At 72.2% G+C, this 13,293-nt stretch carries 13 protein-coding genes; 10 read left to right on the forward strand and 3 right to left on the reverse strand.

Annotated elements, in window-relative coordinates:
* The first annotated feature begins 245 nt into the window (after nt 1–245).
* From N5D62_RS00750 to N5D62_RS00760, 3 genes are all read left to right on the forward strand, one after another.
* Nucleotides 246–1,526 (forward strand): DUF4397 domain-containing protein, encoded by a 1,281-nt coding sequence (locus N5D62_RS00750; RefSeq protein WP_279755416.1) that lies wholly within the window; start codon nt 246–248, stop codon nt 1,524–1,526.
* A gap of 359 nt (nt 1,527–1,885) precedes the next feature.
* Nucleotides 1,886–3,166, forward strand: a complete 1,281-nt coding sequence (locus tag N5D62_RS00755; protein ID WP_279755418.1) for a DUF4397 domain-containing protein — start codon at nt 1,886–1,888, stop codon at nt 3,164–3,166.
* 95 nt (nt 3,167–3,261) lie between these two features.
* Complete coding sequence (locus N5D62_RS00760; protein ID WP_279755419.1) at nt 3,262–3,996, forward strand: hypothetical protein; 735 nt, start codon at nt 3,262–3,264, stop codon at nt 3,994–3,996.
* On the opposite strand, the gene N5D62_RS00765 is transcribed toward N5D62_RS00760, so the two are convergent.
* Nucleotides 3,972–4,310, reverse strand: a complete 339-nt coding sequence (locus N5D62_RS00765) for a DUF2834 domain-containing protein (RefSeq protein ID WP_279755420.1) — start codon at nt 4,308–4,310, stop codon at nt 3,972–3,974. The two genes, N5D62_RS00760 and N5D62_RS00765, sit on opposite strands and share 25 nt — an antisense overlap.
* A gap of 122 nt (nt 4,311–4,432) precedes the next feature.
* Here N5D62_RS00765 and N5D62_RS00770 point away from each other — a divergent pair, with 122 nt between their 5' ends.
* The 3 genes from N5D62_RS00770 to N5D62_RS00780 all read left to right on the forward strand — a co-directional run bounded on the left by N5D62_RS00770 (nt 4,433) and on the right by N5D62_RS00780 (nt 7,538).
* Complete coding sequence (locus N5D62_RS00770; protein ID WP_279755421.1) at nt 4,433–5,209, forward strand: helix-turn-helix transcriptional regulator; 777 nt, start codon at nt 4,433–4,435, stop codon at nt 5,207–5,209.
* An 88-nt stretch (nt 5,210–5,297) separates the two neighbouring features.
* Nucleotides 5,298–5,798, forward strand: coding sequence for a GFA family protein (locus tag N5D62_RS00775; protein WP_279755422.1), 501 nt, complete (start codon nt 5,298–5,300; stop codon nt 5,796–5,798).
* A 147-nt stretch (nt 5,799–5,945) separates the two neighbouring features.
* On the forward strand, nt 5,946–7,538 hold the full coding sequence (locus tag N5D62_RS00780; RefSeq protein ID WP_279755423.1) for a thioredoxin fold domain-containing protein: 1,593 nt from the start codon (nt 5,946–5,948) through the stop codon (nt 7,536–7,538).
* Between the two features lie 269 nt (nt 7,539–7,807).
* Here N5D62_RS00780 and gstA read toward each other — a convergent pair whose 3' ends face one another.
* Entirely contained in the window at nt 7,808–8,416 is a 609-nt protein-coding gene (gstA, locus tag N5D62_RS00785; protein WP_279755424.1) for a glutathione transferase GstA, read from the reverse strand.
* A gap of 202 nt (nt 8,417–8,618) precedes the next feature.
* Here gstA and N5D62_RS00790 point away from each other — a divergent pair, with 202 nt between their 5' ends.
* The 4 genes from N5D62_RS00790 (at nt 8,619) to N5D62_RS00805 (ending at nt 12,694) form a co-directional block, all read left to right on the forward strand.
* A complete protein-coding gene (locus N5D62_RS00790; RefSeq protein ID WP_279755425.1) occupies nt 8,619–9,086 on the forward strand; it encodes a MaoC family dehydratase in 468 nt (155 codons plus the stop codon).
* Between the two features lie 118 nt (nt 9,087–9,204).
* On the forward strand, nt 9,205–10,704 hold the full coding sequence (locus N5D62_RS00795; RefSeq protein WP_279755426.1) for an alpha/beta hydrolase: 1,500 nt from the start codon (nt 9,205–9,207) through the stop codon (nt 10,702–10,704).
* On the forward strand, nt 10,701–11,519 hold the full coding sequence (locus N5D62_RS00800; protein WP_279755427.1) for an ATP-binding cassette domain-containing protein: 819 nt from the start codon (nt 10,701–10,703) through the stop codon (nt 11,517–11,519). The genes N5D62_RS00795 and N5D62_RS00800 overlap by 4 nt, the downstream gene beginning before the upstream one ends.
* Nucleotides 11,516–12,694: an ABC transporter permease subunit gene (locus tag N5D62_RS00805; protein WP_279755429.1), complete on the forward strand. Its 1,179-nt coding sequence runs from the start codon at nt 11,516–11,518 to the stop codon at nt 12,692–12,694. Before N5D62_RS00800 ends, N5D62_RS00805 begins: the two co-directional genes overlap by 4 nt.
* A 41-nt stretch (nt 12,695–12,735) precedes the next feature.
* On the opposite strand, the gene N5D62_RS00810 is transcribed toward N5D62_RS00805, so the two are convergent.
* Nucleotides 12,736–12,981, reverse strand: a complete 246-nt coding sequence (locus tag N5D62_RS00810; RefSeq protein WP_279755430.1) for a hypothetical protein — start codon at nt 12,979–12,981, stop codon at nt 12,736–12,738.
* Nucleotides 12,982–13,293 lie beyond the last annotated feature (312 nt).

A 13,293-nucleotide genomic window follows, 5' to 3' on the forward strand; every position in this document is an offset into this window, starting at 1 on the left:
CGCGCGGATGCTAGCGCCGGACCCCGCGCGCGATTAGAGAGCCGGACCCAAGGCGCCATGCGGGTTGGCGGATCGTGGCGCGGCGCCGACGGGGCGGGTTTGTCCGGGCTGCGCGCCGGGCCGGGAACACGCGGGCAACTCTGTGTCGGGCCTGATATGGAAGTTCACAAAGCTGGCAAGCCGCCACAAGCCGCAGCAACACGGGGCCCGTTCAATCGCCGCATCCTCAATCGGAGTGTCGGACGATGCGATTCAAGACCTGGGCCTGGGGCCTGAGCGTGGCCAGCGCGGCCTTGTTGGCCGCCTGCGGCGGCGGCGGCAGCGACAGCACGGCGCAGATGCGCCTGCTCAACGCCAGCATCGGCTACGCCGCGCTGGACATGGCGGTGGACAGCACCACGGTGAACTCGGCCGTCGCCTACGCGGGCGTGGGCGCCTACGCCGACGTGAAGACCAACGCCACCGGCACCGAGGTGCAGAGCAACAACGTCGGCAGCACGCTCGTGTCGACGACGCCGACGCTGGCCTCCGGCAGCCATTACTCGCTGATCGCGTACGGCTCGGCCGGCTCGATGCAGACCACGCTGCTGCAGGAGGACCAGGACGCCCCGGCCTCCGGCAAGACCAAGCTGCTGGTGCTGAACCTGGCGCCGGACGCCGGCGCGATGGACGTCTACGTCACCGGCGCCGACGACGCGCTGGACAGCGCCAGCGCGGTGGCCAGCAGCATCGCCACCGGTTCGGGCAGCGGCTACGTGACGCTCAACAGCGGCACCTTCCGCGTGCGCATGACCGCCGCCGGCGGCAAGGGCGACCTGCGGCTGGACATCCCGAGCATCACGCTGCCCTCGGCCGGTGTCTCGACGCTGATCCTGACCGGCAGCACCGGCGGCGTGCTGGTCAACGGCATCCAGCTGATCCAGCAGGGCGCGACGACCAACTTCCCGAACACGACCGCCCGCGCCCGCCTGGTGGCCGCGGTCGGCGGCGGGGCGCTGGTGTCGGGCGCGATCGGCCAGACCTCGCTGCTGCCGACCTCGGTCGCGCCGACGATCGGCGACTACGCCACCGTCGCCGCCGGCACGGCCAACCTGACGGTCTACGTCAACGGCCAGGCGCTGTCGCTGGCCAACCCGGCGCTGGCCGCCGGCAGCGACTACACGCTGATGGTCTGGGGCCCGGCCGCGAGCCCGCAATTCACCGTGCTGGCCGACGACAACCGCCTGCCCACCAGCCCGACGACGAACGCCAAGATCCGCCTGGTCAACGGCGTGGCGAACGCCTCGACCGGCCTGACGCTGAACGTCGACTACAGCGCGCTGGCCTCGAACGTGGTGGCGGGCACCTCGTCCACGCCGCAGACGACGCCGGCCTCGACCTCCTCGCTGCTGACGGTGACCTCGCCGTCCTCGACGACGCCGGTCTACAGCCTGAGCGCGCTGCAGATCCAGGCCGGCTACGTCTACACCGTCTTCATGATGGGCGACAACACCGCGATGGTCGGTTCGCTGCGCCGCGAGCGCTGATCCGACGCTGTCCACCCGCCGGGGAACAGACCCCGGCGCCGGGCCACTGAACGCGCATCCCGCGCGGCGGCCGCAAGACCGCGGCCCGGCGATTACCACCTCCCTGTTGGCCACGTCCTCTCCCGAGGCGTGGCCTTTTTTTTTGGTCCGGCCGGGCGCGCGGACCGGCACGCCGGGAAGGCGGCGCCAGGGATGGCGACGCCCCTGTCCCACCACTTCAAGTAGGTCCGATTCCTTGTTTCGCTGGAAGACGTCGGCAGGCTCACTGCTCAGGGCTGGTGTCCGCGGGCGGCGGCCCCCCTAGGCTCGATGGCTTCTTCCACACCCGTGGCCCCGGATCCGAAGGGGCCCTTGCCACCATGCCTCTCCCCCCACGACACGCGTCGCGCCTGCTCGCGCCGATCGGCGCGCTGGCCTGCGCCTGGCTGCTCTGCGCCTGCGGCGGCGGCAGCAACGACGGATCGACCCGGATCCGGCTCCTGAACGCTAGCCCCGACCTGGCCCAGGGCGACCTGGACATCGACAAGGACCGGATCGCCAGCGCGGTGCCCGCGTTGACGCTGAGCGCGTACAAGCGCCGCGACGGCGGCGCGGTGTCGCTGCAGGTCCGCGACGGCGGTGCCGGCGCGACCGTCGCCTCCTCGCCGGCGACGCTCAAGGACGATGCGCACTACACGCTGATCGCCTACGGGACGCCGGGTGCGATGCGCACCAGCCTGCTCGAGGAGGACCAGCCCGCGCCCGCGAGCGGCCAGAGCAAGCTGATGGTGCTGAACCTCGCGCCGGATGCCGGCCCGGTGGACGTCTTCCTGACCTCGGACGACGCCGCGCTCGCCGGCGCGGTGCCGTTCGTGACACGGGTCGCCGCCGGCGCCGGCAGCGGCTTCGTGACCCGCGACAGCGGCAGCTACCGGCTGCGCGTGACCGGCGCCGGACGGCGCGACGACGTGCGGCTGGACCTGCCGGCGATCGAGCTCGCCTCCGCCCAGGTGGCGACCCTGGTGCTGCGCGGCGGCGCGGGCGGCGTGCTGGTGCACGGCCTGATGCTGCCCCAGCGCGGCGAGGCGATCCGCCGCGACAACCCGTCGGCGCGCGTGCGGCTGGTCGCGGCCCTCGCGCGGGGCCGGGTCGACGGCCAGCTCGATGGCCAGGCGCTGCTGGCGGACGGGGCCTCGCCGGCGATCGGCGCCTACCAGCTGGTGCCCGCGGGCGCGCGAACGCTGCAGGCCAGCGTGGACGGGCGCGCGCTTGCGCCGATCGCCGTGTCGCTGCAGCCCGGCGCGGACCACACGCTGCTGCTGCGCGGTCCGGCGACCGCGCCGACCGTGGACGTCCTGACCGACGACAACCGCCTGCCGGCCGGTGACGGGCAGGCGAGGCTGCGGCTCCTCAACGGCCTGGCGAGGCCCGCGACGCTGAACTTCAACTACAGCCCGATCGCCGAGGCGATCGGGCCCGGACAGGCCGGACTCGCGACCGTGCGGGCGACAGGCGCGGGCCTGCTGACGGTGAGCGCGGCGGGGTCGACCGCGCCGCTGCATGCGGAGCGCGACTTCGCGGCCCAAACCAACAGCGTCTACTCGGTCTTCCTGGTCGGCGACGACGCGGCGCCGCAGGGCATCGTCCGCCTGGAGCGCTGATCGGCCCGCCGCGGGCCGCGGGAGCGGCGGCGGCGGTCGCCGGGGCTGCGTCCCTGCTGACGGCCCCGGGCAGCGCCTTGCGGCAACATCCCCGGATGTCCGCGACCTCGCCCCGCCCCACGGTGATCCAGATCCGCCGCCTGCGCCAGCTGTGGCGCTCGGCCGGCTGGCCTTGCCAGGACATGCTGGAGGTCGAGCTGCTGGCGCTGGGCTGGCTGGAACGGCAACGCGACCTGCACGGCCGCGAGACGCTGCGGCTGACCGCGCCCGGCATCGAGGTGCTGCACCTCGGGCTCCAGAAGAACCGCACCGCCCGCGATCGCCACGAGGACCTGGTGGCCCGCATGGCGATCGAACTGCAGCGGGCGGGACGCGTCGCCTGGCGCGGGCTGTCGCTGCGCGCCGGCCTGCCGCGCGAGGACGAACCGGCGCGCATGCGCTGGGTCAACGCGATGCCGGACGTCTACTCGGTGCGCAACACCACCGTCGAGGACTACCTCGAACCGGCGGTGCACGAGATCAAGGTGAGCCGCGCCGACCTGCTGTCCGAGCTCCGCCGGCCGGCCAAGTCACAGGCCTATCTCGCGCTGAGCGGCCAGTGCTGGTACGTGCTGCGGGCCGGCATCGCCACGGTCGAGGAGATTCCGCCGGCCTTCGGCGTGCTGTTCGCGCACGACCTCGCGGGCGGCGGCAGCCTGCGGTTCGAGCTCGGCCGGCCGGCGCCGCGCCGGGCGATGAAACCGGACTTCGCGACCTGGATGGCGCTCGCGAAGGCGACGCCGGAGCCGGCGCCGCTGGACGAGGGTCAGGACTTGCTCGGCGAAGCCTGAGCGGCGGCGCTCGACGGCCGCGCGGCCGCGCCGGAGGCCCTCGGCGCCAGCAGCAGGTACAGCAGCGGGCCGATCGAGCCGGCCGCCAGCGTCAGCACCGCGTACGGCCAGAAGCGCCGTCCGGTCGCCTGGGCGTCGCGCCACAGGTAGCCCAGCAGCAGCACGCAGGCGATCACCAGGTCGGCCAGCGCCTGGCGGCTGCCCAGGCGCTCGAACAGCGACATCCACAGGCCGACATAACCCAGCTCGGCGATCGCGACCATCGAGTACGCGCCGAACGCGGCCAGCACCAGGGCAAGGGAGATCTTCAGCATGACGGGCTCCTTTCGAGCATCAACGGGGTAGGACATGGCCTGCAGTCTCGGCGCCGGCGCGCACGGCCTCAATGACCTCCGAGGTCATTGCCGCGGGCCGGCCGGCCGCTAGCATCGATCGCATGAACACCACCGCCGCCCCGACCGTGACCGCCCTCCTCCCGCAGCTGCGCCGCGAGCGCCGGCTCAGCCAGCTGGAGCTGTCGCTGCGCGTCGGCGTGTCGCAGCGCCACCTGAGCTGCATCGAGACCGGCCGCGCCCGCCCGAGCCGCGAGATGCTGATCGCGCTGCTGGACGCGCTCGACGCGCCGCTGCCGCGCCGCAACGAGACGCTGCTGGCCGCCGGGTACGCGCCGCACTATCCGCGCCGCTCGCTGGACGATCCGGCGATGGCCGAGATCCGCCAGGCGCTGCACCACCTGCTCGAGGCGCACGACCCCGCGCCGGCGCTGGTGCTGGACGGCGGCTGGAACCTGGTGATGGCCAACCGCGGCATGCACCGGCTCATGACGCTGCTGGGCGTCGATCCGGACGTGGCGCTGCGGCCCGGCTTCAACCTGCTGCGCGCCTGCCTCGCGCCCGGCGGCCTGCGCGCGCTGTGCGAGAACGAGGACGAGGTCTGCGCCGCGCTCTGGAGCCGCGCCAACCACGAGGCGGCGCACTTCCCCGAGCTCAAGCCGCTGATCGAGGAACTGCGCCCGCATGTCTCGGCGCGCGTCGCGCCGGCCGCCCACACGCCGCTGCTGCACACGCGGCTGCGCTCGTCGGCGGGATCGCTGAGCCTGTTCTCGGCCTTCACCAGCTTCGGCTCGCCGCTGGACGTCACGCTGGCCTCGCTGCGCGTGGAGCACTTCTTCCCCGCCGACGCGGCCACGCGGATCGCGCTGGCGGACGGCTGAGCGCCGTCCCCGATTCGCGTCGCCGTCGTGCCGCGACTGGCCGTTTTCGGCCGGCTATGCTGCGCGCCTCGCCTCAGGGAGACCCAGGATGACCGACGCGCAAGACGTTTTCGAAGGCGGCTGCGACTGCCGCCAGGTCCGCTACCGGATGACCGGCCGGCCGCTGATCGTCCACTGCTGCCACTGCCGTTGGTGCCAGCGCGCCAGCGGCGCGGCCTTCGCGCTCAACGCGATGATCGAGGCGGACCGCGTCGAGCTGCTCGCCGGCGAGCCGGTGCCGGTGATGAACCCGTCCGCCAGCGGCAAGGGCCAGAAGATCTGGCGCTGCCCGAGCTGCGCGATCGCCGTCTGGAGCAACTACGCCGGCGGCGGCGACGCGGTGCGCTTCGTCCGCGTCGGCACGCTCGACGAGCCCGACCGCCTGCCGCCGGACATCCACATCTTCACCGAGTCCAAGCAGCCCTGGGTGGAGCTGCCGAAAGGCGCGAAGGCGGTGCCGCACTACTACGACGTCCGCGAGGTGTGGTCGCCCGAGAGCCTGGCGCGCGGCGCGGTGCTCCGCGGCAAGAAGGCGCCGCCGACGGCCTGAGCACGCGACCGGCGCACCCGGGCCCCAGGTGCCGGGGCCTTGCCGGGCGAGGGAGCTTAGAAGCCACCCGCATATCGGGGACGGCCGGGGAACGCCACAATGCCGGCTTCCCTCGACAAGACCGGCTCACGAGGCCGAGCGTCCGCCATGACTTTCCACACCGCGATGCAGGGCCGCCTGCGCTCGACCGCCCGCCTGTCCGTCCTCGCCGCCGCGCTGCTCGCGATCGGCGCCGCGCCGGCCCTGATGTCCGCGGCGGTCGCCGCCAGCGCCTCGGCCTCGGTGTCCTGGCAGGAGGCCTCGGGCGATGCCGACATCGAGCGCGCCTTCACCCAGGCCCGCGGCGAGAAGAAGCCGGTGCTGCTGTACTGGGGCGCCAAGTGGTGCCCGCCCTGCAACCAGCTCAAGGCCACGCTGTTCAACCGCGCCGACTTCATCGAGCAGTCGCGCGCCTTCGTCGCGGTCCACATCGACGGCGACAACCCCGGCGCCCAGCGCCTGGGCGCGCGTTTCAAGGTGCGCGGTTATCCCACCATGATCCTGTTCGGCAACGACGGCCAGGAGATCACCCGCCTGCCCGGCGAGGTCGACGCGCCGCAGGTGCTGCGCGTGCTGCAGCTGGGCCTGGCGGGCGGCCGCCCGGTCAAGACGGTGCTGGCCGACGCGCAGGCCGGCAAGAAGCTGGCGGCCAACGAGTGGAAGCTGCTGGGCTTCTATTCCTGGGAGACGGACGAGCAGCAGCTCGTGCCCGCCGCGCAGCGGCCCGCGCTGCTGGCGAAGCTGGCCGCCGCGAGCCAGGGCGTCGACGACGAGACGACCACGCGGCTGTGGCTGAAGGCGCTGGCCGCGACCGAAGGCGGCGGCACGCTCAAGGCCGACGCGGCGCTGAAGGCGCGCGTGGAGAAGGTGCTGGCGGACGCCGACGCCGCCCGCGCGCAGATGGACGTGCTCAGCAACAACGGCGACGACATCGTGCGCGCGCTGGCGCCGTCGGCGGGCGCCGAGCGCCAGGCGCTGGTCGGGAAGTTCGATGTCGCGCTCAAGCGCTTCGAGGGCGATGCGTCGCTGTCGCGCGCGGACCGGCTGCAGTCGCTGATCGCGCGGGTGGAGCTGGCTCGCCTGGACCAGAAGAAGGACGAGCTCCAGCCGAAGCTGCCCGCGGCGCTGCTGGCCGAGGTCAAGGCGCAGGCCGCCAAGGTCGACAAGGAAGTGACGGACGGCTACGAGCGCCAGGCGGTGATCACGTCGGCGGCGTACGTACTGGGCCGTGCCGGCCTGTGGAGCGACAGCGACGCGCTGCTGAAGGCGAGCCTGGCCAAGAGCCACAGCCCGTATTACCTGATGAGCTCGCTGGGCGGCAACGCGCGCAAGCAGGGTCGCAAGGAAGAGGCGCTGCGCTGGTACGAGGAGGCCTTCAACAAGAGCGAGGGCCCGGCCACGCGGCTGCAGTGGGGATCGAGCTACCTGAGCGCGCTGGTGGAGCTGGCGCCGCAGGATTCGGCGCGCATCGAGAAGGCGGCGGCGCAGTTGCTGGCCGAGGCCGAGAAGGACAAGGGCGCCTTCTACGAGCGCAGCGCGCGCTCGCTGCAGAAGGTGGGCGGCCAGCTGGTCGCATGGAACGCGGGTGGCCAGCATGAGGCGACGCTCGCCCGGCTGCGCACGCAACTGGACGGCGTCTGCGCGAAGCAGGAGGCGTCCGACAAGGGCGCCTGCGAATCGCTGCTGAAGAAGAAGGGCTGACCCCCTCCTCTCCTCTCCTCTCCTCTCCGCTCCTCTCCGCTCCTCTCGGCTCCTCTCGGCTCCTCTCGGCTCCTCTCGGCTCCTCTCAGCGCTTGCTTCGCGTCGTCGCACCGTGCTGTGCGTGGCGCCGCGTCGCTCGATGGTGGCGGGAAGCGGGGGGTGCCGGGGCCCCTTGGAGCGAATTCCGAGCGGCGAGGAGGAGATTGAGCGGAAAGGGGCCCCGGCACTCTCCGCGATCGCTCGGTGGCCCCAAGCGGCCGAGGCTGAAATTACTTCAGCAGTCCTTCCACCTTCATCGCTTCCTGGACGGCCGGCCGTGCCGCGACACGGCCGCGATACGCCACGAGGCTGGCATAGGCCGAGAGGTCGATGCCGACGTGCTGGGCCCAGTTCGACACGGTGAACAGGTAGGCGTCGGCGACGGTGAACTGCTCGCCCATCAGGAACTGCTTGCCTTCGAGTTGGCTGTCGACCCACTTGAAGCGCTCATGCAGCTTCGCGCGGAACACGCCCTTGGCGTCCTCGGAGATCGCGGGGTTGAACAGCGGGCTGAAGGTCTTGTGCAGTTCGGTGGTGATGAAGTTGAGCCACTCCTGCAGCCGATAGCGTTCCATCGAGCCGTTGGCCGGCGCGAGTTGCTTGGCCGGCGCCTGGTCGGCGATGTACTGGACGATGGCGGGGCCTTCGCTCAGGCGCTGGCCGTCGTCGAGCTCCAGCAGCGGCACGTAGCCCTTGGGGTTGATGCCGTAGTAATCGGTCCCGTCCTGCAGCTTGTGGGTCTTGGTGCTGGCGAGCACGGGCTCGAAGTCGAGGCCGGCCTCGCGCAGGACGATGTGGGGCGAGAGCGAGCAGGCGCCGGGGCTGTAGTAGAGCTTCATGGGGGGTCTCCTTCGGTGGGCGCGCCGGGGCGCGTGAGGGGCTCGTGAAGAGCGGTCCCGGGAGCGGGACCCGGGGACCATACGCGCGCGGCGTGTCGGCTGCAATGACAAGGGCATTGGCGGGGTTGTCACGGTCGCGCCAATCGCGCAGGCGGCGCGGGCCTACAGTCGGCCGGTCACGACATGCCCGAGGGGTTCACCGATGAGCAGCGCCGCATCCGCCAAGACCTATGCGTTCGAGGATTTCAGCGTCGGCCAGGTGCGCGAGTTCGGCTCGCGCGTGGTCGACCGCGAGGAGGGCCTGGCCTTCGCCGCCGCCTACGACCCGCAGCCCCTGCACCTGGACGAGGAGGCGGCCAACGCGTCGGTGCTGGGCGGGCTGTCGATCAGCGGCTGGCAGACCTGCGCGCTGGTGATGCGGATGATGTGCGACGCCTACCTGCTGGACTCGACCAGCCAGGGCTCGCCGGGCATCGACAACCTTCGCTGGCTCAAGCCGGTGCGTCCCGGCGACACGCTGCGCGTGCGCATGACGGTGATGGAGACCAAGGCCAGCCGCAGCCGGCCGCAGCTCGGGCTGGTGCGGTCGACCTGGGAGGTCTTCAACCAGCATGACGAACAGGTCATGAGCATGGACGGCTGGGGCATGTTCGGACGCCGCGACAGCTGACGGAAGGCACCCCGTCTCCCCGCCTCGCGCTGGCCATAATCGCCGCCACGAGGAGGAGTGAGACATGTCGACGCGCCCCGGGGCAAGGCCTGCCCCCCGATCCCGGCCAGTCCCGGCCTTGCTGGCGGCAGCCGCCGCCGCCATCGCCTGTGGCGGTGCCCAGGCCGCGCCCGCCGATGCCGACGCATCGCGGCAGGCCCTGCATCCCTGCCGCATCGAGGGCGTCGCCACCGAGGTCCTGTGCGGCAGCGTGAAGCGCCCGCTCGATCCGGCCCGCCCCGAGGCCACCTCGATCGACGTCCACTACGTCGTCGTGCCGGCGCTGGCGCGCAACAAGCTGCCCGACCCGGTGCTGCTGCTGGCCGGCGGCCCTGGCCAGAGCGCCATCGCGCTGACCTCGACGGTGATGCCGCGGCTGTCGCGACTGAACTACCGCCGCGACCTCGTCTTCATCGACCAGCGCGGCACCGGCCGCTCGGCGCCGCTGTCCTGCCCGGACAACAGCGACCGCGGCCTCGAGGAGCTGCTCAAGCCGGGCGCGAAGGTGCGGCTGCTCGAGCAATGCCGCGACGAGCTGAAGCGGCTGCCCTACGGCGACCTGCGCTTCTTCACGACGACGATCGCGATGCAGGACATGGATGCCGTGCGCGCCGCGCTCGGCGCGGAGAAGTGGAACCTGGTCGGCGCGTCCTACGGCACGCGCGCGGCGCTGGAGTACCAGCGCCAGTTCCCCGATCGCGTGCGCCGCGCCGTCATCGACGGCGTCGCGCCGCCGGACATGGTGCTGCCGGTGAGCTTCTCGCAGGACGGCCAGCGCGCGCTGGACCTGATGTTCGACGCCTGCGCCAAGTCCGCCGACTGCAACGCCCGCTACCCGGCGCTGAAGACCGAATGGCAGGCGCTCATCAAGGGCCTGCCGCGCAAGGTCTCGTTCACGCATCCGCTGACCGGCCGCGCCGAGGAGGTCACGCTGACCCGCGACGCGCTGCTCGGCCTGGTGCGTCCGCCGCTGTACGCGCCGCAGTTCGCGGCCGCGCTGCCGGCGGCGCTGCACGAGGCGTCGCAAGGCCGCTTCGACGCGCTCGGCGGCCTGGCCGGGCAACTGGGCGGCGGCTCGCGCTCGATGCGCATCTTCGAGGGCATGCATTTCTCGGTCGTGTGCGCCGAGGACGCGCCGCGCATCGCCGCCTCGACCGACGTGCCCGGCACCGATTTCGGCACGATGGACCGCGAGCTCTACACCCGCGTGTGCGCCGGCTGGCCGCGCGGCGACGTGCCGGCGGCGTTCTACGCGATCCCGCCGGCCCGGACGCCGGTGCTGATGACCAGCGGCGGCAGCGACCCGGCGACGCCGGAGCGCCATGCGCGGCGCGTCCAGCAGGCGCTGGGCGCGAACGCGCGCTCGGTCGTCGTCGGCGCCGCCGGTCACGGCGTCGCGCTGACGCTGCCCTGCCTGCGCGACGCGCTGTTCCGCTTCATCGACGCCCCCAAGGACGCCGACGCGCTGCAGGTCGACACCAGCTGCGCCAAGGACGTGCCGCGTCCGCCCGCCTACCTGCCCCCCACCCCGGCGACCATCGCGGCCGCCGCTTCCGCCGCCCGGGAGTCCGACCGATGATCCGCCTGCACGCGCTCCACAAGACCTTCCAGACGCGCGGCGGCGGGGGCGGCTCGCTCGGATCGCTGTTCGGCAAGAAGAGCGCCGCGCGCACCGTGGTCGCGGTCGAGCAACTGGACCTCGACGCCCCGAACGGCCGCATCACCGGGCTGCTCGGCCCGAACGGCGCGGGCAAGACGACCTCGCTGCGGATGCTGGCGGGCCTGTTCCCGCCGGACCGCGGCGCGATCGAGGTCGACGGCGTCGACGTGCTCAAGCAGCCGCGCGCGGCGCTGGCGCGCATGGGCATCCTGGGCGACGCCCACGGCCTGTACCCGCGGCTGACCGCGCGCGAGAACATCGTCTACTTCGCCCGGCTGCAGGACATCCCGATGGACCAGGCGCAGGCCCGCGCCGAGTCGCTGGCCGAGCTGCTGGACATGCGCGCCATCCTGGACCGCCGCGCCGACGGCTTCAGCCAGGGCGAGCGGATGAAGACCGCACTGGCGCGCGCGCTGGTCCACGATCCCGCCAACATCGTGCTCGACGAGCCGACCAACGGGCTGGACGTCGTCGCCACGCGCGCGCTGCGCGAGGTGCTGCGGCACCTGCGCTCGCCGGCCGGCGGCGGAAAGTGCATCGTCTTCTCGAGCCACATCATGCAAGAGGTGGAACAGCTCTGCGATCAGGTGGTGGTGATGTCGCATGGCCGTTCGGTGGCCACCGGCACCGTCGACGGGCTGCTCGCGCAGACCGGCCGCCAACGCTTCGAGGACGCCTTCGTCGACCTCGCCTTCCCTGAAGCGGCGCGCGCGCGCGCCCTGGAGTCCGCATGAACGGATCGTTCCTCAAAGCCTTCCGCACGGTCTTCGCCAAGGAGATCGTCGACGCCCTGCGCGACCGGCGCACGCTGCTGCGGCTGCTGATCCCGTCGGTGCTGATGGGGCCGTTGATGCTGATGATGATGTCGGGGCTGGCGGCGTCGCTGCAGGAACGCGCCGAGCAGCGCGAGGTGCTGGTCGCCGGCATCGAGCACGCGCCCACGCTGCGCAACTACATCGAGCGCCAGACCTACACGATCAAGGCGGCCCCGGCCGACTTCGAGGCGCAGCTGCGCGCATCGAAGCTGACCGACCCGGTGCTGGTCGTGCCGCCGGACTTCGAGACGCTGCTGGCCGGCGGCGAGCCGGCCGCGGTCGAGATCGTCAGCGACAGCGTCAACCAGCGCGCCGAGGCCGGCGTGGGCGCGATCAGCCGGCTGCTGCAGGGCTTCGGCAACGAGCGCGCGACGCTGATGCTGGCGATGCGCGGCCTGGGCCCGCAGCAGCTGCGCCCGCTGGACGTGCGCGAGCGCGACCTGGCCAGCATGCAGGCGCGGTCCACGCGGCTGACGCAGATGCTGCCGATGTTCATCATGATGGCGGTGCTCTACGGCGCGCTCACCGCGGCGCTGGACAGCACCGCGGGCGAGCGCGAGCGCGGCTCGCTCGAGCCGCTGCTGGTGAACCCGGCGCCGCACGCGGCCATCGTGGCCGGCAAGTGGGCCGCGGTGCTGATGGCGGGGATGCTGGTGGCGGTGCTGTCCAACCTCAGCTTCCTGCCCGGCCAGTGGCTGATGCGCAGCGACGCGCTGGCGGCGATGTTCCAGTTCGGCTGGGCCGAGGCGCTGCGCTTCCTGCTGCTGCAGATCCCGCTGGGCGCGGGCTTGTCGGCGGTCCTGATGGCGCTGGCGATCCGCACGAAGACCTTCAAGGAAGCGCAGGCGAGCACCACGCTGGTCATCACCGCGGTGGCGCTGACACCGATGGTGGCGATCGTGAACCCGGGCGGGGAGGCGGCGTGGCACCTGTGGGTGCCGGGCCTGGGTCAGAACCTGCTGATGATGCAGGTGCTCAAGGGCGAGCCGCTGACCTTCGCGAAAGTGATGCCGACGGTGATCGTCGGCGCGGCGCTGACCGTGGGCGGCCTGGCGCTGGTGGCGCGCTCGATGCGCGCGGCGGTGGCGCGATGAGGCGCGCGCGCGGGGCGCTCGCGCGCCCCGTCGCGTCGGGTTCAGTGCCGCGTGGCCAGCGCGAGCTGCACCTGCTCCTGCCACGGCAGCGTGTGGACGATGCCGTTGAGCTGGATCACCGATTCCATCGGCGCCAGCACCTCGCCGGCGCGGTTCAGGAACTGCAGGTTGGTGACCAGCGCCATCGGATCCACCATCGAGACCATGCCGTAGGGCATGCGGACCCAGTCCCAGGCGACCCCGGCGGCGCCATACTCGGATTCCCCGCTCCACAGGGTTTGCCCCATGGCCGGGTGATCCTCGTCTCCCGCGACCAACACGCGCGTGCTCAAATGCGCGAACTGCAAGCGAGGCAGACGCTGTACATCACACAATATTCGCGGCCACGCGTACACAATCCAGGCTGGTGTCATTGTCAGAATTGTTGAGTTTGGATACTGCGGTTCGGCGGTTGCGCTTCTCCCCATGGGCTGAAGTGTGGTCACGACAGACGGGCCTCGCCAGCTGTAAACCCTAGCAGGGGCGTGAAAGCCTCACGCGGACGCCGCGCAGGCACATCGGTGCGATGCGGCACCGCCACGGAGATCACCAGGGCCGGG

It is taken from the genome of Mitsuaria sp. GD03876 (genome assembly GCF_029840635.1).
Classification (GTDB): Bacteria; Pseudomonadota; Gammaproteobacteria; order Burkholderiales; family Burkholderiaceae_C; genus Roseateles.

Bases quoted from the DNA above. Each gene is read 5' to 3' on its own strand.
- N5D62_RS00755 (WP_279755418.1), top strand. From the start codon at position 1,886: ATGCCTCTCCCCCCACGACACGCGTCGCGCCTGCTCGCGCCGATCGGC.
- gstA (WP_279755424.1), bottom strand. From the start codon at position 8,416: ATGAAGCTCTACTACAGCCCCGGCGCCTGCTCGCTCTCGCCCCACATC.
- N5D62_RS00765 (WP_279755420.1), bottom strand. From the start codon at position 4,310: ATGCTGAAGATCTCCCTTGCCCTGGTGCTGGCCGCGTTCGGCGCGTAC.
- N5D62_RS00800 (WP_279755427.1), top strand. From the start codon at position 10,701: ATGATCCGCCTGCACGCGCTCCACAAGACCTTCCAGACGCGCGGCGGC.
- N5D62_RS00810 (WP_279755430.1), bottom strand. From the start codon at position 12,981: ATGGGGCAAACCCTGTGGAGCGGGGAATCCGAGTATGGCGCCGCCGGG.
- N5D62_RS00770 (WP_279755421.1), top strand. From the start codon at position 4,433: ATGAACACCACCGCCGCCCCGACCGTGACCGCCCTCCTCCCGCAGCTG.
- N5D62_RS00780 (WP_279755423.1), top strand. From the start codon at position 5,946: ATGACTTTCCACACCGCGATGCAGGGCCGCCTGCGCTCGACCGCCCGC.
- N5D62_RS00805 (WP_279755429.1), top strand. From the start codon at position 11,516: ATGAACGGATCGTTCCTCAAAGCCTTCCGCACGGTCTTCGCCAAGGAG.
- N5D62_RS00775 (WP_279755422.1), top strand. From the start codon at position 5,298: ATGACCGACGCGCAAGACGTTTTCGAAGGCGGCTGCGACTGCCGCCAG.
- N5D62_RS00750 (WP_279755416.1), top strand. From the start codon at position 246: ATGCGATTCAAGACCTGGGCCTGGGGCCTGAGCGTGGCCAGCGCGGCC.
- N5D62_RS00790 (WP_279755425.1), top strand. From the start codon at position 8,619: ATGAGCAGCGCCGCATCCGCCAAGACCTATGCGTTCGAGGATTTCAGC.
- N5D62_RS00760 (WP_279755419.1), top strand. From the start codon at position 3,262: ATGTCCGCGACCTCGCCCCGCCCCACGGTGATCCAGATCCGCCGCCTG.